The organism is Micromonospora sp. SL4-19 (genome assembly GCF_047921475.1).
Taxonomy (GTDB): domain Bacteria; phylum Actinomycetota; class Actinomycetes; order Mycobacteriales; family Micromonosporaceae; genus Micromonospora.
The window spans coordinates 55,426-76,658 of record NZ_JBLROB010000019.1 but is presented as its reverse complement, the minus strand read 5'-3'; the positions used below and the strand labels follow the sequence as shown (position 1 = coordinate 76,658).

The 21,233-nt window shown below is 67.3% G+C and carries 14 protein-coding genes; 7 read left to right on the top strand and 7 right to left on the bottom strand.

The genetic code is table 11. The annotated features are described in order from the left end of the window. Nucleotides 1–19: 19 nt before the first annotated feature. From ACNAVT_RS21415 to ACNAVT_RS21405, 3 genes are all read right to left on the bottom strand, one after another. Nucleotides 20–364 carry a hypothetical protein gene (locus ACNAVT_RS21415; RefSeq protein ID WP_416298848.1) on the bottom strand — a complete coding sequence of 115 codons (345 nt, stop codon included), beginning with the start codon at nt 362–364 and terminating at the stop codon, nt 20–22. 18 nt (nt 365–382) lie between these two features. Next, complete coding sequence (locus tag ACNAVT_RS21410; protein ID WP_416298847.1) at nt 383–9,022, bottom strand: DNRLRE domain-containing protein; 8,640 nt, start codon at nt 9,020–9,022, stop codon at nt 383–385. 900 nt (nt 9,023–9,922) lie between these two features. Further along, the gene (locus tag ACNAVT_RS21405; protein WP_416298845.1) at nt 9,923–11,770 is read right to left on the bottom strand and encodes a BTAD domain-containing putative transcriptional regulator; all 1,848 of its coding nucleotides are present in this window, start codon (nt 11,768–11,770) and stop codon (nt 9,923–9,925) included. A 759-nt stretch (nt 11,771–12,529) separates the two neighbouring features. Between ACNAVT_RS21405 and ACNAVT_RS21400 the strand changes: the two genes are divergently transcribed. After that, a complete protein-coding gene (locus ACNAVT_RS21400; protein WP_416298843.1) occupies nt 12,530–13,276 on the top strand; it encodes a DUF4386 domain-containing protein in 747 nt (248 codons plus the stop codon). A gap of 512 nt (nt 13,277–13,788) precedes the next feature. Here ACNAVT_RS21400 and ACNAVT_RS21395 read toward each other — a convergent pair. Then, a complete protein-coding gene (locus ACNAVT_RS21395) occupies nt 13,789–14,307 on the bottom strand; it encodes a VOC family protein (RefSeq protein ID WP_416298842.1) in 519 nt (172 codons plus the stop codon). A 91-nt stretch (nt 14,308–14,398) separates the two neighbouring features. On the opposite strand from ACNAVT_RS21395, the gene ACNAVT_RS21390 reads away from it, so the two are divergent. From ACNAVT_RS21390 to ACNAVT_RS21380, 3 genes are all read left to right on the top strand, one after another. Then, entirely contained in the window at nt 14,399–15,421 is a 1,023-nt protein-coding gene (locus ACNAVT_RS21390) for a helix-turn-helix transcriptional regulator (RefSeq protein WP_416298840.1), read from the top strand. 159 nt (nt 15,422–15,580) lie between these two features. Further along, nucleotides 15,581–16,105, top strand: a complete 525-nt coding sequence (locus tag ACNAVT_RS21385) for an HAD domain-containing protein (protein ID WP_416298901.1) — start codon at nt 15,581–15,583, stop codon at nt 16,103–16,105. A gap of 188 nt (nt 16,106–16,293) precedes the next feature. Then, nucleotides 16,294–16,584 (top strand): YrhB domain-containing protein, encoded by a 291-nt coding sequence (locus ACNAVT_RS21380; protein ID WP_416298838.1) that lies wholly within the window; start codon nt 16,294–16,296, stop codon nt 16,582–16,584. 217 nt (nt 16,585–16,801) lie between these two features. On the opposite strand, the gene ACNAVT_RS21375 is transcribed toward ACNAVT_RS21380, so the two are convergent. Both ACNAVT_RS21375 and ACNAVT_RS21370 read right to left on the bottom strand, forming a co-directional pair. Continuing rightward, on the bottom strand, nt 16,802–17,641 hold the full coding sequence (locus tag ACNAVT_RS21375) for an alpha/beta fold hydrolase (protein ID WP_416298836.1): 840 nt from the start codon (nt 17,639–17,641) through the stop codon (nt 16,802–16,804). A gap of 54 nt (nt 17,642–17,695) precedes the next feature. Next, a complete protein-coding gene (locus tag ACNAVT_RS21370) occupies nt 17,696–18,121 on the bottom strand; it encodes a MarR family winged helix-turn-helix transcriptional regulator (protein WP_416298834.1) in 426 nt (141 codons plus the stop codon). A gap of 61 nt (nt 18,122–18,182) precedes the next feature. Between ACNAVT_RS21370 and ACNAVT_RS21365 the strand changes: the two genes are divergently transcribed. Both ACNAVT_RS21365 and ACNAVT_RS21360 read left to right on the top strand, forming a co-directional pair. Further along, the gene (locus ACNAVT_RS21365; protein WP_416298833.1) at nt 18,183–18,671 is read left to right on the top strand and encodes a GNAT family N-acetyltransferase; all 489 of its coding nucleotides are present in this window, start codon (nt 18,183–18,185) and stop codon (nt 18,669–18,671) included. Between the two features lie 423 nt (nt 18,672–19,094). Beyond that, the gene (locus ACNAVT_RS21360; protein ID WP_416298832.1) at nt 19,095–19,481 is read left to right on the top strand and encodes a low affinity iron permease family protein; all 387 of its coding nucleotides are present in this window, start codon (nt 19,095–19,097) and stop codon (nt 19,479–19,481) included. Nucleotides 19,482–19,590: 109 nt separating this feature from the next. Here ACNAVT_RS21360 and ACNAVT_RS21355 read toward each other — a convergent pair whose 3' ends face one another. Further along, nucleotides 19,591–20,322 (bottom strand): hypothetical protein, encoded by a 732-nt coding sequence (locus ACNAVT_RS21355; RefSeq protein ID WP_416298830.1) that lies wholly within the window; start codon nt 20,320–20,322, stop codon nt 19,591–19,593. A 74-nt stretch (nt 20,323–20,396) separates the two neighbouring features. Between ACNAVT_RS21355 and ACNAVT_RS21350 the strand changes: the two genes are divergently transcribed. Further along, the gene (locus ACNAVT_RS21350) at nt 20,397–21,227 is read left to right on the top strand and encodes a PIG-L family deacetylase (RefSeq protein WP_416298828.1); all 831 of its coding nucleotides are present in this window, start codon (nt 20,397–20,399) and stop codon (nt 21,225–21,227) included. The last annotated feature ends 6 nt before the right edge of the window (nt 21,228–21,233 follow it).

Sequence of the window (21,233 nt, the reverse complement as noted above, 5' to 3'; positions counted from 1 at the left end):
GTGGGCATCGTCGCCATTCTCAATCCTGATTCTTCTCCAGCGACTCCGCTCTTTCCTTCATGGCTGCGGCGATGTCATTCCAGTCGGGACCGAAATTTCGCAGGTCCGTCGCCGCCTCTCTCAGCAGAGCCGCGTCGTCCGGCCTCTGTAGACAGGCAATTCGGTACGCGAGATTGCGCGCCCACACCGGTAGGCCAATCCAATTCTCGTCGATCACGGTATGGAGCACGGCCACGATCTCATCCGCCGGTGCGAATGTGACCACCTCGACGAACTCTTGCTCAATGTTTCTGACCTCGGCCAGACCCCGCTCGCCGAACTGATCCGACGCTAGCGTCCTGGCCAGGTCAAGCAATGTTTCCATTCGGCCTCTACATCCCCGTCAGTTGAGCCAGTACGTGCTGACGCCGACCCTATCAGCACCGACCTGGACTGCGTTGTAGGTGATCGATTGCCCATTCACATCGATCGTGCGTTCCGCCGTGCCGACATCTCGCCCAACTTGGGGAAGCGCACCGCCGCCCGACTTGAACTTCTCGATATCAGCGATGATCGCCTGCTCGACCTGGTCCGGGGTGAGGTTTGTGCTCCGCAGGTCCGTACCAGTGCGATGCGCACGGTTGAATCCGTGCCCCGTGTTGATCTGATAAGTCGTACCGTTGGACTCCCATTCCCTACGCAGGTTTCTATCGCCCGGGTCGACTCCGTTGGTCTTGGTGACCTTCGGCGGCCCGCCGCCGGTCCCGCTCCCGGCCCCATCACCGGCCTTCGGCGGATTCTCGAGCTTCCCCGCGTCATTGGCCGCCTTGGACATTCCGTCGGCCATCGCGTATATGCCCAGACCAGCTACCAGAATGCCCGCCCCGGCGAGCACGGCACCACCTCCGCAACCTGCGGCGGTGACGACGGCTCCCACTCCCGTCACGACGAGCGGCACAGTCACCCCACAGGCCGCGGCACCCGTCGCCATCATGCCGATGCCGATATCGGTCGCCACCGCGCCGAGAACCACCTCGGCGGCATCGAGAGCAAGATCCTGCAGGGTGTCGGCATTGTGGTTCACCCAGTTCGCTGTCGCGCTCGCCGCGTCACAGATGCCTTGTGCCCAACTCCAGCAGTCGTGCCCATCGAGTTCCACCGCGCTGATGGGGTTGCCACCGCCGAAGGCGTACCGGTTGCCGGTCCACGGGTTGAGACCGAGTCTCATGTCAGCGAGAGCGCCGTTGTAGCTGTCCCGGGTCAGGAACCGGTTGATGCCGGGGCTGTAGTCCCGGAAGCCCATGTCGTAGGACTGGGAGTTTTGGTCCCAGCGCTTGGCGTTGAACCGGTAGGCGTTGTACGGCTCCTTGGTCGGGTCGGCGGCGTCCGGTTTGTCGATGCCGGTGAACTGGGCATCGTCGTTACTGCCGTAACCGGTGTAGCCGTAGGTGGCCTTGCTGTCGCCGGTGTCGTCGGTCAGTTGCTCGACGTCGGTGTGCTGGTCGTATCCGTAGTAGGCGCTCTCCTGGGTGCCGTCGCCGTTGTGGGTGATCTGGGAGAGGCGCTGCCCCCACGGGGAGTACTGGTAGGACTTGGTGAGTTTGCCTGCGACTTCCTCGTCCAGGACCTCGCTGGAGAGGCCGAGGTAGTTGAAGGTGGTGGTCTTCTCCTTGGCGCCTCCGGCGTCGTTGGTCTTGCTGGTGGTTCGGTCCAGCGGGTCGTAGGTGTACCTGGTCGTCGAGGTGCTGGTGCCGTTGTTCTTGCGGTTCTCGATGATGTGGTCGAATCCGTCGTAGACGTTGCGCTCGATGACCGTGCCGGCCGCGGTGACGGTGTCCAGGCGGCCGAACGGGTCGTAGTTGTACGACGCCGTCGCGCCTCCCGCGCTGGCGGTGAGGAGCCGGTTGCGGTCGTAGTTGAACGTCGTCGTGGCACCCTTGACGGTCTGGCTGATGACGTTGTTGTTGGCGTCGTGGGCGTACGTCTCGGTGCCCGCGCCGTCCCCGGTTTTGGTCAGGGTGGCCAGGCGGTTGCGCGGGTCGTAGGTGTAGTCGCTGGTGGTGTTGAGGTACGCCGAGTGGTTGTCGGCGTTCATCTTCTTGGCGACGTCGCGGGTGCGGTTGCCGTTGGGGTCGTAGGTGTAGGTGTGTTCCGACACCAGCGTCCCGTTGGGCTTCTTCTCTGCCTGGGTGTTGAGCAGCCCGTCGAGGTAATAGGTGTAAGTGACCTTGTTGCCGTTGCCCTTCGTTTCCTCTGCTTTCTGACCGCGGTCGGTATAGGTGAAGCTGGTGGTCTTGCTGTTGGGGTCGGTGGCGGACGTGCCGTTGATGACCGTGGAGACCAGGTCGCGGGGGTCGTATCCGTAGCGCGCGTACTGCTTGTCGTGGGTGGTGGTCAGCGGTGCGCTGTTCTCGTTGTAGGTGAACGTGGTGGTGTTCTTGGTCGTCCCGGACTTGCTCTCGGTGACCGCCTGCACCTGGTTGAGGTCGGTGTAGTTGACCGAGTAGGCGTCGATCCGGGTGCCGGGGGTGTTGTCGGCGATGGTGGTGAGGTTGCCGTTGGGGTCGTAGCGGTAGCTGTAGTCGTGCTTCTCGTTGTCCGCCTCGCCGGTGTTGTCGCGGACGATCTTGATCGCGTCGGCGACGACGGTTCCGGTGGCCTGGTCGGACAGGGACAGCTTGTGGGTGTTGCCTTCGGTGAAGGTGAAAGAGCCGAGGCTGACCCAGGTGCCGGTGTTGGTGGTCTGGTTGACCGTCTTGACTGTGGTGCCGCCGCCGTGGTTGACCGTGTATTTGGCGTCGGTGGCGGCGCCGGTGACCTGCGGGTACCGGGCGAACACCTCGTAGGTGCCGGCCTGCGGCACGTTGAGCTGCCAGGTGAAGGTGTTCGTGCCGGTGCCCGCTGGGCGGGTGGCGTAGTTGGTGCCGTACTTGCCGGGGTCCGTGGTGGCCGTGGTCCAGGTGCCGGTGGCGGTGGTGTTGTTGAAGTCGGAGTTGTCGACCAGGACGACCTGCTTGCCGACCGGGACGCCGTCGTCTGAGCGGGACTTGAGCTTGCCGTCTGGGAAGTAGGACCAGGTCATGGTGCGGTTCGACGATCCGCCGGCCGAGGTGACCGTGCGGGTGGTCTGGGCGCCGAGCTCGTTGTAGTCGTACGAGGTGGCGATGTCCCAGGGATCCGACGACGACTTTGTCCACCCGTTGTCGTAGTAGGTGTAGGTGGTGTCGTTGCGCACCGACTCACCCGACGACGGCGGCATTGACAGGGTGGCCAGGCGGCCGACCGCGTCGTAGGTGTAGGTGGTGACGTCCGCGGTGTTGTAGCGGCTGTCGTGCTGGTCGTAGGCGGTGCGGGTCTCCTTGACCCGGTTGAGCTTGTCGTAGACGGTGGCGGTGGCGAAGTCGTCCGGGTCGTCGGTGGTGGCCACCCCGCGTGGGCTGATCACCTTGGTCTGGTTGCCGACCTGGTCGTACTCGTATTTCGTGGTGCGGTAGGTGATGGTGCCGGCGTCGTTCTTGTGCGGCACCTTCACCTGGGTCGGCATGCCGAGGGGGTTGCGGGTGATCTCGGTGGTGTTGCCGAGCTGGTCGGTGCTGGCCGTGACCAGGCCGTCTCGGTCGTAGGTGCTGGTGGTGAACTTGCCGAGCGCGTCGATGGACTTGGTGACCCGGTGCGCCCGGTCGTACTCCAGCTTCATGGTGTAGTCGGCAGGGTCGGCGGTGGCATTCTTGCGCGGGTCGACCACGGTGACGACGTTGCCGACGTTGTCGTACTCGTAGGTGATCTTCTGGTTCTTGGCGTTGATCACCGAGGTGAGCTGGTAGATCGCGTTGTAGCCGTTGGTGGTGGTGTAGTCACCGGCGCCCGGCGTCAGGTTGCCCTTCGGCTCGGTGGTGGTCAGCAGGTTGCCGACCTTGTCGTAGGTGAAAGACGCCTTGCGCTCCGGGTCGCCCGCGACGTCCACCGGGGCCAGCAGGTACTCCAGCTGGTCGGCCTTATCAAACGACGCCGTCGTGACAGCGCCGTTCGGGGCGGTCGACTCGTAGACGTTGTCGTTGGTGTCGTACTTCGGTGCCGGGGTGGTGATCCAGTCGTTGGCGGCCTGATTCTTGGCCACCCTGTTCTCCAGCGGGCGACCGAACGTGTCGTACGCCTGGGTGGTGTCGTGGCGCAGCGCGTCGGTCACCTTGAGGACCTGGCCCCGCACGTCGTAGACGAACTTCGTCTGCTTCTGGTCCGCGTCGGCGATGGTCTGCGGGTAGCCGTTCGGGTCAAAGTCGTCGTAGCTGGTGGTGTTGCTTCTGGCGTCGGTCGCCGTCCGCATCTGCCCCCACGCGTCGTAGGTGTAGGACGTCTTGTGGTCGTCCGGATCCGTCGTGGTGTTACCGACCGGGTCCACCACCCACGACAGGTCGCCGTCGGACTCGTAGCCGAAGGTCCACTTCCGGCCCTCCGGGCTGGTCTTCTCGGTCAGGTCGGCGACGTAGCCGTTGAGCTGCCGCTGGTAACCCAGCACGGTGCCCGGCCAGCCGTTCCTGACCGCCTCGGCGTCCTTGACCACGGTCGGGTAGCCGGTCTTGGCGTCGTATGCCCAGGTCGACTCCGCGCCGTTGTTCTCGGTGAGTTTGGTGACGTTGTGGTCGTCGTCCCACTCGAGCTTGGTGATCTCGTTCTTGGCGTTGGTGGTCTGGACAGGCCGGCCGTAGCCGTCCATCTGGTACTGGGCGGCGTGGTTCTCGGCGTCGGTGACCGTGGCGTTGATGGTGTTGCCCTGCGGGCCGTCCGGGTCGACGTAGCCGAACTTGCTGAGGTAGCCGAGCCGGTCGGTGTAGGACTTGGTGGTCCAGTGGAACTTCGGGTCGTCGCCGGTCTGGGGGTAGTTGTAGGCCAGGTCGGTGGCGTTGCCCCGCGGGTCGGTGACCTTGACCAGCTTGACGTTCTTGTTCCCCTGCGTCATGTCGTAGGCGAACCTGAACGTCTTCGGCGTCCCGTTGGTGGATCCGGCGCCGTCGATCAGTTCACCGAGCAGGCCCTTGTCGGTGTAGGTGAAGGCGAGCTTGCGTCCGGAGATGTCGGTGATTTGCGAGATATGGTCGATGATCTTCGGGTTGGTCAGGTTGGTGCCGGTCTTGCGGGTCCAGGTGGTGTCGTCGATGTAGTCGAACGCCTGACCCTTGGCGTAGTAGTCAATCGTCAGGGTCTTGCGACCGGTCGCGTCGGTGATGTACTTGAGGAACTTCGTCGGCTTGTTGTTGGACTTCCGCTCCTCGTAGGTGAACACCATCTCGTTGCCGTTCTTGTCGACAACGCTGGAGAGGAAGCCTTCGCAGTCGTAGAAGAACTGCGTCCGGTCGGGCTTGGTGAGCTGCCAGGCTTTGCGTTCCTGGCTCTTGTTGTCGCAGACCTTGTTCTGCTGCAGGTACAGGTGCACACCCTTGGGGCTGCGCCACTCGTTTGCGGTCGCGTCCCAGGTGAACCAGTGGCTGGTGCCGTCGCCGTCGGTGAACGTGACCTTGGTCGGGTTCGGGTTCGGGTGGAAGTCCAACGGTGTGCCGAGCCGCATCATCGAGCTGGCCTGCAGCGACCAGCCATAACCGGCGACGGTGTCGCTGGTGTCCAGGGAGTTGTAGGACATCCGCACGAAGGTGGACAGCCCGCGGGAGGGGTTGTTGAGCGCGTTGTAGGACCAGACGGTGTTGCCGGAGTAGAGGTTGTTCATGAGGGTGCCGCCGGCGCCGGTGTTCTTCCCCGCGTAGGAGTAGAACTTCTCCAGGCCGAGTTGGTCGGAGGTGGGTTCCTCGACGGCGACGTTCTGCGGCAGCGGCTGGATCGCCGGAACGGCCTCCGACAGCTTCTTACCCGTCCGCTTGTCCCGCAGATCCCACTTCAGCACGTAGTCGGTGCGCTTGTTGCCCTCCGTCGACGACGGCGGTGTCTTCACCTGTGCGGTGACATCCACGGTGCCGCCAGCGGGAACGCTCTTGGGCAGTGGCGTGACAACCTCGAAGCTGGGGTCCGCGCCGTCGGTGGTGCCGTCGGCCCGCTTCCAGTCGTAGCCGAGTTCCCAGTCGGTCGGGTTCCAGGCGGTCAGGGTCGGGTTCGACAAGGTGACCGGCACCGTGAGGGTGGCGTTGGTCGAGGCCACCGTCGGGGTCGAGGCCGCGTAGTACGTCGACTCGGCGGTCTGCTCCAGGTACGTGACCTCCAGAGTCGGGCGGAGCAGCGGTTCCGGCGCCTCAGACGAGAGCAGCATGGCGCGGGCGGTCTGGTTGACCTCGTCGCGTTGGCGCAGCAGGAGGCCGTAGTTGCTGGCCGGGTTGGTCAGCCAGCCCTGGACCGGGTTGGTGACGTCCCAGGTCTCCCACTCCGGGTCGTTGGTGAAGCCGTTGAAGCTGGCCTTCCACGCGGTGTCGTAGTCGCCGCCGGCCGTGGTCCAGGCGTTGACGCCGTCGTAGGTGTTCCAGGTGGCCTTCGTGTCCGTGAAGTTCCGCTTGAGCTTGTACACGTCGACGTACTCGTCGGTGTCCGTGCCCGGATACAGGTAGGTGTTGTACATCCGCAGCTCAGCGCCCACGACGCTGGCGTTGGTGGGGATGCCGGTCAGGGCCGGGAACTTGACCAGGCCACGGGTGTCGCCGTAGTAGGGCGAGTTGTTGCCCGGGCTGACGTACGGGTCACCGTCGTAGACGTTCACGTTCTCCGTCGGCCGACCGGCAGACAGGGTGGTGTCGGTGACGCCGGTGCGGTAGATCCGGGTGATCTGACCGGCCTTCGGCAGCATCGCCGGCTGCGTCGGACCCCCGATCACCTGCCCATCGGAGGTCTTCACCGCGACCATGTAGTAGTAGAACTTCCGCGCCATCGGATCGGTGTTGTCCGCCGCCGTCGGCACCGCCGTCGTGTCCTGATACGACCGCGTACCCGACGACACCGGGGCAATCAGGGTCGCCGCACTGGGGGTGAAGTTCTGGTGTGCACTGCGGTGCACCTGATATTCGACTATGTCGGAACCCGCGTACGCCGGCCAGTCCAGGACCGCGCCGGTGGAGGTGATCGTGGTGGGCGGGTTCACCGCCACACCGGGCCGGCCGTAGGTGACGACCAGCTTCGGCAGGTTGAAGTCGCGGCGGTCGTTGTTGTAGGCGTACTCCGACGCCTCGAAGATGGGACCGCCGCGGCCCTTGGTGGCCTCGTCGAGGGCCTTGACCATGAACCCGTGGTTGGGCTGGGTGCGGTTGACCCAGTCCTGGACCACGGTGCGTACCGGGAACGAGTTCCACACGCTCGACTTGGCGTACTTCTTCACCGCGCCGGCCTTGGTGAACCGCACCGCGTCCGCGTTCGCCGACGTGCCCGGCACCCCGTTGAGCACCACCTTCCCGGTGGTGCCCGCCACGAACGGGTGGGTTCCCAACGTCACCCACGCACCCGCGGCGGTCGGCGTCGTCTGGTTCACCGTGTACTTCTTCGACCCGCCGTTGTAGAACACCGTGTACGGGGCGCTCGCCGGCCGGTCCGACTCACCCACGTAGTGCACCTCGACCTGGTAGTCACCCGACTCGGTGATCGTCGGCACCCACGTGTGCGTGTCCGTCGCAAGAGCACTGCCGTGGTAGCGGTAGTCGGCGTTGATCGCCTTCGGCGTCAGCGTCGCGTTCGTCGAGTACGGCCACGACCCGACCACCGACGTGCCTGAGTCTCCGTCGTCCTTGGTCACGACGTTCCCGGCCGGGGCGGCGGCGAACTGGCCGTTCGTGGTGCTCCACGTCGCGGTGCCCTCCGACCAGGCCGAAGTCACCCGATGCGCCTGCATCGGCACGTCATACGCCCAGTCCGTGTGCGTCTGCGAGTAGTACATCTGCAACTGAGCGTCATCGATCGGCGTGTTCGCCGGGATCGAGTCCACGTTGAACTTGACCAGGGACCGCCACACCTGGGACGACGTCGTACCCACCGGCAACTGGTACGTGTCGTTGTAGTTCTTCGTCGCGTTACCCGAGAAGATCGCCACGTCCTGGCCGTCAACCGGCACCGGCTGCACCTTGATCGTCGGGTCGATCACCACCGGATACACCCGCGCCTTGTCAGCGAGCCAGGCGGCGTCGGCGGACACGGTGACGGTGGCCTGGCCATACACCTGCTGCACCCGCTGGGTGACCTTGTCCGACCACACCTTCCCGTGCGGCGACGCCTTGTCATCCTTCGCGTCGTACATGAACGGCGCCGGCATCACGAACACCGGCTCACCACCACCGGGGCGCACGAAGGCGATCGACCCGTCCGCCCGCTGCTGCGCGCTCAGGCCGGCGGTGTCCAGGGTGAACGTGTACGACACCGGCCCGTCCGGCGCCTTCCGCAGAACGATCTTCTCCTTGAGCGCGGTCGACGTGACGTCATAGACCACGTCCGCGCCACCGGCGATGCCCGGATAGGTCACCGTCGACCCCGACACCGTCGGCTTGACACTCTTCGCCGCACCAGCCAGGCCCAGCTCGATGCTGCGGCCCTCAGCCTCGAACCGGACCAGGTCCTTCGAACTGTCACCGAACAGGCTCGAGAACGTGTTCGTGCGGTTGCCCTGCACATACCCCTTCTCGTTGGTCGGGCGGACCGTCGTGTCGATGGCCTGCCACCGGCCCTTCGCATCCTGGTAATGCACCGGCACCGACGAGATCTCCGCCTGCGTCCGCCCGTCCGACAACTGATAGGTCTTGGTGTTCGCGGTCCGCTCGCCGGGCAACTCCTTGACCCGCTTCTGCGCCGGCCACGCCTTACCCGCCGGCAACTTCTCATCCCGGAACAACCCGGCGCTGACCACCTCCGGCCGCGCCCCACCCGAACCACTACCGACCAGCCCACGTGCGGCATCACCCACCCGCGACAACAGACCGCCGTCGTCGTCCTTGGCGGTGTCCGCAGCCTGATCGGCACGGCCGGAACGGTCGGGATCACGACCCGACAGCGCCTCCAACCCACCCATCGTGGCCACCACAGCCACCACCAGGCCCCCGATCAGGAGGCCCCTCGCACGTCTCTTCACCATCACCCTCCGGTCCCATGGAGACACGACGAGCGAAGGCTAGAGGCCATCGATATACGTAGGGATATAAGCCAGATACATTCCGCGCCTGACCTGGACTTACACAAGGAGTCGGGGAGCGACGAACCTGCGGGGCTGGCGCTATCTCGGTGTGACGGAGGCATTCGCGTTACTGCGGCTGATTCCGATGAGCGACGGGGACAAGAACGTGGAAATCCTGGCGCTGCGCCACCAGATCACGGTCATGGAGCGACAGCTGGGCAAGGTCCGCCCGCGCTTCTCCCTCCCAGCGACCGAGCGTTCCTGGCCGCGCTGCTACACCGGCCTCCGCTGGGCGTGCTCCATCGACTCAGGCTGCTGGTGCGCCCGGACACGGTGCTGCGCCGGCACCGCGATTTCCTCGGGCGTCGCCATGCCGCCAATTCCCGACCAAAGCGGCCGGGCCAGCCACGTACCGTCCGCTCGATCCGTGCTCTGGTCCTGCGCCTGGCTCGTGCGAACCGCAGCCGGGGTTACCGTCGCGTCCACGGCGAACTGCTCGTGACCTGCGGCATCCGACGCATCGGCGCCGCTCGTGGAGACGTTCGGGCTTCTCTCGGCTGAGTGGCCGCGCTGCAGCCGCCGTGGGCCTCGCTGGCGTGCGGAAGCCCTTGCCCGACGGCGAGTCTCGGCGGTCCACCGAGCGTTGATAACCAATTGGCCGGTAGAGGCAGCGAACCTTCCAGGTTCGCGGCTATGCCATGCCCTCGGGCCGAGGGTGTAGGCGCCGCTCGGCGTTCTGCACCAACCTCGGCACCCCGCATGGGTGGTTGGTGGGGTAAGCCGCACGCTGTCCGCCCAAGCCGAGCCGACTGCGCGGCCAGGCTTCGGCGGAAGGTTGCCCTGCCAGTAGAGCTTCGCTGGTCAGGCCGCGACCGGGTCGATCCGTCGGTCTCGGAACGCATGGGTTGGAGCGGACGGCACTATGGCGAGCTCGGTGAGGTACTCGCGAACCAGAGCCGGCACTTGATAGCCGGCGGGACCGTACGGGTATAGCAAGTGGGCGTCGACGAGGCTGTCCAAGGCCCGCCGGATTCGCTGGGTGCTGACCCCGAGTTGGGCGGCGGCCCGGTCCACCAGAGCTGGCGCATCGGGGTGGGTGCCGAGCAGTTCCAGAAGCGGACCGGCCATCTCGTCCTCGGCGCGGACAGCGGAAATTGTGCCGTCCAGGCTGGCCCGCACCGACAGGTCCCCATCGGTAAGCAGATCCAGCCGGTGGCGGTCGTCGCCGAGCTGCGCGACCAGGGTGGCCACCGGCATTGCCGGCCAGCGCGCTAAGCGGGTGCCAGCGATCCGTAGCGCCAGCACCGAGCCTGCGCACAGCCGGACCAGCTCCGCCGTGGCCGCCCCGTCGGCCGTCAGCCGCCGTCTGCCCGCAAGGGCGGCAAGTAGTTCCCGCGCCCGCGCTGCGCCCAACGGCCGCAGCGCCACCCGCCGAACGCCGTCCAGGCTGCCTAGGTGCCGCGAACCAACAGCGATCAGGGCGGGTCCAGGACCGGCTGGAAGCAGGGCCCGCACCTGGGCTGCTCTCGTGATGCCGTCAACGACCAACAGCAGCCGGCGCCCGGCGACCATCGAGCGGAACCGGCCAGCCAGCTCGTCGCCATTCTCAGGCACCTCGGACGGAGCGACCCCCAAGGCGCGCAGCACTCGGGCCAGGACCTCGCCCGGGGCCACCGCGATCCGGTGGCCGAGGTCCACGAAAACCTGCCCATCGGGAAAGTCAGCGGCTACCTGGTGCGCAGCACGGAGCGCCAGCGCCGTCTTGCCGCTGCCCGCCGCGCCGGTAACGAGCACCGCAGCCGGCGCCGGACCGCGCAGAGCGGCAACCACGTCGGTGGCCTCTCGGGCGCGGGCGACGAAGGTGACCATGTCCGGCGGGAGCTCACGTGGCACTGCCCAGCCGACGGATGGCCGCGTGTCAGCGGCCGCTGCTGGCGTCGTGACCGCAGGTTCGGGCGGTGCCGTATACGACAAGTCTCGTGCCCGGTCGAGCATCGCTCGGTGCAGACCGCTCAGCTCGTCGCCAGGCTCGATGCCAAGCTGCTCGCTGAGAGTGTCCCGTGCGTTCCGGTAGACGGCGAGCGCCGCCGGCACGTCTCCACCGCGGTACAGGGTGAGCATGAGCTGCCCCCAGGCCCGCTCCCGCAGCGGATGCGCGGCGAGATGACCGCGCAGCTCGGGCAGCAGCTCCGCATGCTGTCCCGCCGCTAGCCGGGCCTCGGCCAACTCCTCGAAAACCTGCAGCCGTTGCTCATCGAGGCTGGCCCAGCGGGCGTCCAATGTCGTTCCGCGGGGCAGGCCGTCACCGGCGGCACCGCGCCAATGCGCCAATGCGCTGGCCAGCTTCCCGATGGCACTGACCGGATCAGGCCTAGCCAGCGTGGTACGTCCCTCCCCCGCGAGCCTCTGAAACTCGGTCACGTCCAGCTCATGCGCCGCCAGCTGCAGCTCGTATGCATTGTGGCGAGCGACGAGACGAGCGCCCAGCGTGCGGCGCAGCACGCCGACGTGGGACCGCAGATTTGCCATGGCGGAGGCCGGCGGGGCGTCGGACCAGACCATGCCGGCCAGCCGGCTGAGGGAGACGGGTCGATTCGCCTCGAGGGCCAGCCCTGCCAGAACCGCCCGTCGCTTGGTCCCGCTGGGGGTGAGGTCTTGGCCGTTGACGAAGACTTCCACCTGACCCAGAAGCCGAATCTGCAGTCCCATTGCGCCGCTCCCCCGTCGAGCCTTTGAGCGCGCTCAGGCTAGGGAAGCGATTCACCGGTCGACAAGGTACAAACCGGACTCGATGGGGTGACGAGTATCAATGTTTGACAGCGGCGTGTCCGTGTAACACGAGAGCCACCGAAAACGCTCCCGATCGCCCGATACGGACGGTGACGTCGGACTCGGCGCCGAACGCTCGTCGAGGCAGGCACCGGCACTCTGCGTCGCGCACGCCGAACCCCTACCACCCGCTTGGCAACCAGTTGACAGGGCGGCAGCGGCCTCGCCAAGCATCTGAACGGGGCAGGTGGCTGCCCCATTTGACGAGTTACCGCCGACGGTTGGCGTCGGCGACCACCCGATCGATGTCGACGCCTGACTCCAAGTACCTCCTCCCACTCCCGATGGGCGAATCGATGCCTTTGCCAAAGCGGCATGCTGGCTTGACTAACTCGCGCGCGGGGAACAGTTGGACACCCTGCCCCACCCGCCCACCGAGAAGTGCCGCTCGACATGACCGACGGAGACACCCAGCGCCTCCCGCTCCGGCTCTACGCTGGGGCAACGCCCGCATGCGACAGCGGGTTGCTCTCGTTGGCTGTCATGCCGCCAACGTCCACGTCGATCTCGGCGGCGGCCCGTCGCAACGCGGCAGGGGGTACGCCTAAAGACGCTATGCCAGGAGGCCGGGGATCGACACCGCAAGGATTGCCCGGGTGACCGATTCGCCATCACACCGATCCGCAGGAGGGTGACGGCATGGCCATGATCGACCGAACGACAGCGACGAAAGGAGCCCGGATGGACTCGCTGAGGAGGACCGCGCTGGTCGCGGGCGTCTTCTACGTGCTCACCTTCGTCTCGATTCCGACCCTCGCCCTGTACGGTCCGGTGCACGATGCGGACTACGTCGTCGGCACCACCTCGGAAACCCCAGTCGTCATCGGTGGCGTCCTTGAGGTGATCGTTGCCCTCGCCGGCATCGGCACCGCCCTCGTGCTGTACCCGGTGGTCAAGCGGCAGGGCGAAGCCCGAGCGCTGGGCTTCGTCAGCGCCCGGGTTCTCGAAGCCGCCGGCATCTTCGTCGGCGTCGGGAGCCTCCTGACGCTCGTGGCCTTGCGCCAGGCCGGAGCCGGAGCAGATGCGTTGGTCACCGGCCAGGCGCTGGTCGCCTTCTATGACTCGATCTTCCTTCTCAGCCAAGGCCTCATTCCGGCCGTGAACGCCCTATTGCTGGGTACCCTGCTGTACCAGTCACGCCTCGTGCCGCGGGTTCTTCCTGTGCTCGGACTCGTCGGGGCGCCCCTGCTCGTCGTTTCCGACGCCGGCACACTGTTCGGCCTGTGGGACCGACTGTCGCCGGTGACGGCGATCGCGGCCATCCCCATCGCGGTGTGGGAGTTCTCGTTGGGCATCTACCTGATCGTCAAAGGCTTCAGGCCCTCCCCGGCCACCGCAGGAATGGCCGCCGCCAGCGCCCAGCCTGCCCAGGACGCCACCGTCTAAGCGTCGAGGACACGGCCGGGCCTCCACGGCCCGGCCGCTGTTCGCGCAGCCATGATCGAGGCCCGAGATCAGGACACTCGGAAGCGAACGGCATGTGGTCGTCCAGTCGCAGCTGTCACGGATCACCTGACTCTGATCCGTGACGCATCAAGTGGAGCCCGACACCGCCAGCCTCAAGCAACTCTCGGGCAGTGCGGGGATCCGGATGTGCACCCCCCCATTTGCTGCGCCACACCCTCGTCACCACCATGCTCGACGCCGGCGTCAGCCTCCGTGACGTGCAGGTCGCGGCCCGCCACGCCGAACCGCGGACCACCGTGCGCGATGACCGCGCCCGTAACAACCTTGACCGCCACCCAACTACATCCTCGCCGCCTACAGGGCATCCGGGACATGACGCCGGCGACGAGCGACTTTGCCGAGAGGAGTGCGATTCTGAAGCGGGGTAATGGCGCAGGGTGGCTTGGGTGGCCGGCTGCTTCTGCGATGTGGGGGCTTGGACAGGTACGGGCTCAGCTGACCAGCGGGCGGCTGACGACGCTGTCGGTGCGGCCGCTCAGCTCCCGGTCCAGGGTCTCCTGCGCGTCGCGCATTGCCTCGGCGTACGGCCGTTCGGCGAGCCGCCGCATTCCTACCTCGGGCGCGACATCCTCGACCACGCTGCTGATCCACCAGATGTTGCCGAACGGGTCACGTACCCGCCCGCCCCGCTGGCCGAAGGCGTGAGTGGCCGATGCGGTGACCACGTGGGCTCCGGCGGCGTCCGCGCGCTCGATCGTAGCGTCGGCGTCGGCGACGAAAACCCGCAGGAGCGAGGGCATGCCCGGCCAGTCCGGCCGCTGGTCGAATGCGAGTAGGACGGTGTCGCCGACGCGGATCTCGGCATGGCCGATGGTCCCGTCCTCCAGCGGTACCCGCCCGAGCTCGACCCCGTCGAACACCGCGGTGATGAAGTCCAGCAACTGCCCGGTGTCGGGCGTGACGATCCACGGCGCGACGGTCGTGTACCCGGCGGGTGGGGTGCTGCTCATGGCGTATCTCCCTCGTGTCGTAGCGGACCTGGGCAACGGTAGATGTCGTATAGGTCATTCCCCGTCCTAGTCGAGCAGCACAATGGCAGCCATGTCCGACGCGCATGCCCGACTGCTGTCCCTGCTGTCGCTGTTACAGGCCCCTCGACTGTGGCCGGGAAGCGAGCTGGCGCAGCGGCTCGGGGTGTCCGGCCGGACCGTGCGGCGCGACATCGACCGGCTGCGCGTGCTGGGGTACCCGGTGCACGCCGAGCAGGGCGGGCTGGGCGGATACCGGCTGACGGCCGGCGCGGCGATGCCGCCGCTGCTACTGGAGGACGACGAGGCGGTCGCCGTGGCCATCGGGCTGCGCACGGCGGCGGGGCAGGCAGTGGCCGGGGCGGACGAGGCGGCGGTGCGGGCGCTACGCAAGCTGCTTCAGGTCCTGCCGGCCCGGCTGCGCCGCAGGGTCGACAACCTGGCCTCCTCAACGGTGGCCCACCCGTTCTCCGTTGCCGCGGATCCGGTGGATCCCGACGCGCTTGTCGTCACCGCCGCGACGATCGCCAACCACGAGCGGCTGCGGTTCCGGTACCGCGACGAGGGCCGGCACGTCGAGCCACGCGCCCTGGTGACGTCAGGGCGGCGCTGGTACCTGCTCGCTTTCGACCTCGACCGCGATGACTGGCGGACCTTCCGGCTGGACCGGGTCACCAAGCTCGCCGCGACCGGTGCCCGGGCGGCCACGAGGGAGGTACCCGGCGGGGACGTCGCCGCCTTCGTCGCCAGCCGGACCATGCAGATGGCCCCGACATACCCGGCCGACGTAGTGATCCACGCACCGGCCGCCCACGTGGTGGACCGCCTCGGCGCGCCGCCGCCGGGTACCCTGACCGACCAGTCGGACGGGACCTGCCGGTGGCTCGCGCCGCCGGACACCCTCGAATGGCATACGCTCCGGCTGGCGTCGATCGGGCTGCCGTTCAAGATCAGCAGCCCGCCAGAGCTGACCGCCCACCTCAGGTCAACAGCTGCGCTTCTTCAGGCCGCCACGGCGGGACCAGACCGGACCGGGACGCGGCCACCACGAGCTGGGCGTGGCCGCGTCCGCCTCGGCGCGCCGCCGCCAAGTTGAGGTGCATCTTGAGGCCAGCGCTCTCCGAACTCCTCGCCCGCCAGGGTGGACCGAAGTCACCGACTTACGAGGGGTGGGTGCAGCGAACAACTGGTCCTTCCAGGGAGAGTGCGCGCACCCGGCTCAGCCCGGATGTGCCCACGATACGGTTCGAGCGTGATGGCCGGCCTTGCCAACAGCCCCTTGCTCTTCGTCGATGTCGACGGACCGCTGATCCCGTTCAAAGCCCGGCCGGTCAGCCGCGAGCGTTCTTTGGGCGATGCCGTCGTGCAGCCACTGGGCGGTACTGGCAACCCTCTGCTCGATCGGCTTGACCCCGATGACGGGCGCAGGCTGTTGGCACTGGGATGCCAGTTGGTCTGGGCAACCACGTGGATGGCGGAGGCGAACGAGGTCATCTCGCCACGGCTCGGGCTTCCGGACCTGCCGGTCGTCGAATGGCCGGACGACGACGAGGATCCGGAGCACCGTTTGCACTGGAAGACCGAAGTCCTTACCCGGTGGGCAGCCGGCCGCCCATTCGTCTGGCTTGACGACGAGACAACTGATGCTGGCCGGCGATGGGTCGCAGCACACCACCCGGCGCGGGCGCTGCTGCAACGTGTCGACCCATACGTGGGCCTGACCGAAGCGGATTTCTCAGCGGTCCGCCGATGGCTCGGGCAGGTTGACGGCGCCGCTTGATCACCTGCACGCTCATGGCCGCCATCCGTGCGTGTTCACCAATCAAGAGCGATCACGGTCGGCAGTTGCCTTTGAGCCGGCGGGCATCCTGAACTGTCGATGTGCGGATGCCTCGGTGCCCGCGCAGGGTGCGATGATCAACGCGGCGATAACCGGATCAGCGGAGACAGCACGCAGGGGGTATGCGCATGAACCGGCCGTGGCCATTTCAAGGGATCGTGATGCAGGACGCCTACGAGGCGGCCCAGGATCTGCTGGATCAGGTGGTGCGTCCGCAATGCGATATCGACGTTGTCATCTGCTCTTGTCAAGAATTCCCGACCGCTTGGGTTTTCGGCTACAACACACGACGGTTCTTGCAGGACATGGAGCTTCTGGCGTCTCTCGTCGGTAACGGCCCGGTCGTCGTGCCCAAGTCGGGCGAGCCGCCATATCTCGGCGCCTCTGGCAGCCCCATTGAGGACCAGATCCAGCCCTGACACGGCGGGGAGACTGCCGGTGTGGGCTGACCGCGCCGGTACGACGCCTCGCCGTTCCCGAGCGGGCGTATGGATCTGCCACAGACCGATCGGCGCGTAGCGTCACCGCCGGCCGATCAAGACGACGTGCGGTCGTGCCGAAGGTAGTGCATTCGATCGCGACAGTTCGAGGTGCTCGCGGACATTCAAGATCGCTCTGGCGCGACCGTGGTGATCGTTAGTTGTTGATGTCGAGCAGGAACGTGGTCAGTGCCGCGGCGACCTCGGTCTCGCCTCGGTGGTGCGGTCCGAAGTGGTTCAGTTTCGGGAAGGTGAGTACCCGCGACGAGGGGAGCACCTCGGCGAGCCGGGCCGTGGAGGGGCCGACGTGCGCCAGGTCGCTCCGGCCGCCGGTCATCAGCAGCACGTCGGCGGAGACCTCGCGGTAGTGGGAGTAGCTGTTGTCGAGTCGGCCGACCTCCGCGTGCTCGTGCAGGGCCGGTTCGAGCAGCTCGACGACCTTCGCCCGTTTTTCGCCGCGGAAGGCCAGCCGCAGGATGGCGGCCATCAGCCAGCGGGGGTTGCGGCGCGCCGCGCTCGGGCCGGTGGCGATGGAGAACGTGGCGAACGCGTCGATCGGGCGGCCTCGGGCCAGAAGCCTGCGGGCCGGTGGGATCCAGTCGGTGGGAATCAGGCCGTCGACGCTGACTCCGGGCTCGTAGACGGCCAGCTTGTCGAAGCCCGGGTTTCGGCGGGCCGCTTCGAGCGCCACCAGCCCACCGAAGCTGTGGCCGAAGACGTACCGGGCGCCGGTGGCCGCCCGGACCGCGGCGAGGTCGGCGCACTCGGCCTCGATGCCGTATCCGGGTCCGAGCGGGCCGCTGCCCCGGCGGCCACGCCGCTGCACCGTGTGCACGGTGAAGGTGCCGGCGAGCACCTCGGCCAGCCCGGCGAAGTCGGCGGCGTCGCTGAGCGCGCCAGGCACGATCATCAGATCCGGGCCGGCGCCGGTGGTGTGGTAGGCGATGGTGGTGCCGTCGGCGGAACGGACGGTCCGCGCGGTGGAGGTGGTCGGCATGGCGAAACTCCTCACGGTGATCCGGGTGGGTGTTGTGGCGCGTCCGCCGGTGTCTCAGCCGCCGCCCAGGGCGGCGTTCAGCCGTCGGGTGTGCGCGAGGTAGGTGTCGAACGGCACGCCGCTGGACTCGACCAGCTCGGTGAGCCGTCCGATCAGCTCGGTGCCCGCCCGCTCGACCAGCTCCCGGCCGGCGTCGGTGAGGGCGATCCGGCGCCGGTTGCCGCCGGCCGGGTCCGGTGCCACGGTGAGCAGCCCGGTGCCGGCGAGGGCGGCGATCATCCGGCTGATCGAGGGCTCGGTCACCGCCAGGCTGTCGGCCAACGCCCGCTGGGTGCATGCCTTTAGCTCGCCGACCGTGACCAGGACCATGAACCGCCGGTATGACATGCCGTGGTCGGCGCGCAGGATGCGGTCACCGGCACGCTCTAGGCGGGACACCAGCGTGTGTAGCTCCAGCCCGAGGTTGTTCGGATGGTTCATGGGCGATATCTTAGAGCTATAAGTTAGGAAAGCAAGTCTCTATCGACGGGAGGGCCACGAGATGGCATATGCCGTTGGTCTCGTACTGCGCCCCGCACAACCCGACGACGTCGAGGCGATCACCGTGCTGTGGCACGCGGGCTGGCGGGACGGGCACGTCGGGCACGTCCCTGCCGAGCTGCACCGGCACCGGCGGCTCGCCGACTTCCGCGACCGGGTGCCGCCCCGCCTGCCCGCCACCACGGTCGGCGCGCGGGGCGCGCGGCTCGTCGGGTTCGTCACCGTCCGCGAGGACGAGGTGGAGCAGGTGTACGTCGCCGGGCCAGCCCGCGGGACCGGGGTGGCCGATGCGCTGCTCGCCGCCGCCGAACGGGCCGTCGCCGAACGATTCGACACCGCCTGGCTCGCGGTCGCGGTCGGCAACACCCGGGCCCGCCGGTTCTACGCCCGCAGCGGCTGGCACGACGTGGCGGCCCTGCACTACCCCGCCGAAGCCGGCGCCACCCCCGTCATCGTCGCCTGCCGGCGTTACGAGAAGCGCGTCCGGTAAACGCGGGCTCTTTCGATCTGCCCGGTATGGGTTACGCGCTCGGTCATGAATCCATGCTGCCCTGGGTCTTCAACATCGTCGCCGAGTACCCGGATCTGCCGCAGACATCGCACGTTGGCTCTTGACGCTCGTCACCATGCGCGAGCGTGAGGCTCGACCAGCGGCAGGCAACCGACGCCCCACGGTGGGCGCCGAGCTGACAACATCGAGACCGACAAGATCTCGCCGGCGCTCGAACTCAGCAACATCTGGCGCCCGTGGGTGACGAACAAAACCACCGCCGACGGCGCAGGTGACGAAATCTGCTCCACCACACAGCTCCCGACTACTCACAGGCGCCGTTTCACGGCGGCCCATGCTCGGGTACCAGCAGGCATGAGTACCAGCCAACCTGTCGCGCCCAATCAGCGGCCGGCACCCCACATGCCCAGCGACGTCACGCCCCAGCTGTCGTTCTTCGACAAATTCGCCACCCATGCCTCGCAGTTCGTCTCACGGGCCTGGTTCTTCGCCGCCTGCCTGCTGCTGGTGGTTATCTGGGCGCCGTCGATCCTGGTGATCCAGAACATGGACACCTGGCAGCTCATCATCAACACCGCGACCACCATCGTCACCTTCCTGCTGGTGGCGCTCCTGCAGAACACCCAGACCCGCAACGACCAGTCGACCCAGGACAAGCTCAACGCCTTGGCCGAGGCGGTCGCGGTTCTGATGACCCATACCGCCGACATCCACGATCGCCGGGGACTGCACGACGCGGTAACCGAGCTACGCGACGCGGTCGGGCTGGAGGATCGCGAGAGCTCCTGAACCCGGGCCTGTGAGGAAGTTGCCGGATTGGCTGGCATAGCGGCACCCGGCGGCACGGACCGCAGGGGGCGACGACCGCAGACGTGACGAACGGCCTTACCCGTGGACCTCAACCAGGCCCGCTGCGGTGTCTCAGACCAGGAGAGTCTCCCGCATTCTCGCGCCCAGATTGATTCCGTCGACCACCCACGGACCGGTCGGTCGTGAACATCGAGGGCGCTGTTGCGCGCATCAGCTCGCGGACCGGAGGCGGCAGCCGGGGCGGGTCGTCGATGGTCGCGAGGACCTGCCCGGCGGTCGAGATCAGTCGATCGGCCAGGGCTACGGCATCGGTGTCTACCCGCACCCCGCCGTACTCCCAACCAGCGGTGGTGAGGTCGAGCACTTCGAACACGCGGGCCAGGAGCGGGTTCGGGCCGGACTCCCGGCCCAGCCGGGGAGCCCGGCTGCTGAGCACCGCGGCGGCGGCCACCTGCGCGTACGGATGGAGGCCGCACGGCAGCGCGAACAGGGGCCACCGCAGCGCCTTTCCGGCCTCCTTCGACAGCGGCCGGTAGTTTCGGCGGTGCACCAGGAGCCGCCGGCCCGTCCGTCGGTGTACGTCGTGAGCCTGGGCCTGTAGGTCCACGTGGGCCTCGTCGGCGGTCTCGCTCACGATCCGGGCCCCCGCCACCAGGCCGTCGTCGTCGTTCAGCACCCGGGTGATCGCCTCGACCTGTTCCGGAAACCGGACCTGTGAACGGGCGCCGTATCGGTGCCGGACGTCCCGCAGCAGCGCCTGCTGCCGCCCCGGATTGAGCTGGACCCGTCTGCCACCCAGCAACTGCCGGAGCCGACGCATCTCGGCCTCGTATCAGCAGCCGTCACGGATCGCGGCAACGCTATACGTCGGGGCGTCCCTCGTATTGTGGTGGGATGGCTGAGCGATCTCTGACCTTGATGGCGGTGCACGCGCACCCCGACGACGAGGCGACCAGCACCGGCGGCGTCCTCGCCCGGTACGCGGCGGAGGGGATCACGACGGTGCTCGTGACCTGCACGGACGGGCGGTGCGGCGACGGGCCCGGCGGGGTCAAGCCGGGCGACCCGGGGCACGACCCGGAAGCCGTGGCAGGGATGCGCCAGGCCGAGTTGACAGCCAGTTGCGACGCGTTGAAGGTCACGCACCTGGAGACGCTCGGCTATGCCGACTCCGGGATGATGGGTTGGGCGACCAACGACGCGCCCGGCGCGTTCTGGAACACGCCGATGGCGGAGGCAGCCGACCGGCTGAGCGAGTTGATCCGCCGCTATCGGCCCGACGTCGTCGTCACCTATGACGAAAACGGCTTCTACGGCCATCCGGACCACATCCAGGCGCACCGCATCACCATGGCCGCAGTCGAGCGGACGAACATCCCCGCGAAGGTGTACTGGACCACCGTGCCGCGCAGTGCGTTTCAGGATTTCGGCCGCGTCATGAAGGAGATTGGCGTCGAGTTTCCCGAGCCGGACGGGCCGTCGGAGGAGATGCCGCAGCTCGGCCTGCCCGACGATGAGATCACCACCTGGGTGGACACGAGCGGCTACGGCGCGCAGAAGTTCGAATCGTTGGCTGCGCACGCCAGTCAGGCCGAGAACATCTTCTTCCTGCAACTTGGCCAGGAGCGGTTCACCGAGCTGATGGGCGTGGAGACCTTCGTCCGGGTCCGCGACATCACCCATGCGCCGACGCCCGAGGACGACCTGTTCGCCGGACTACGCTGACCGAGC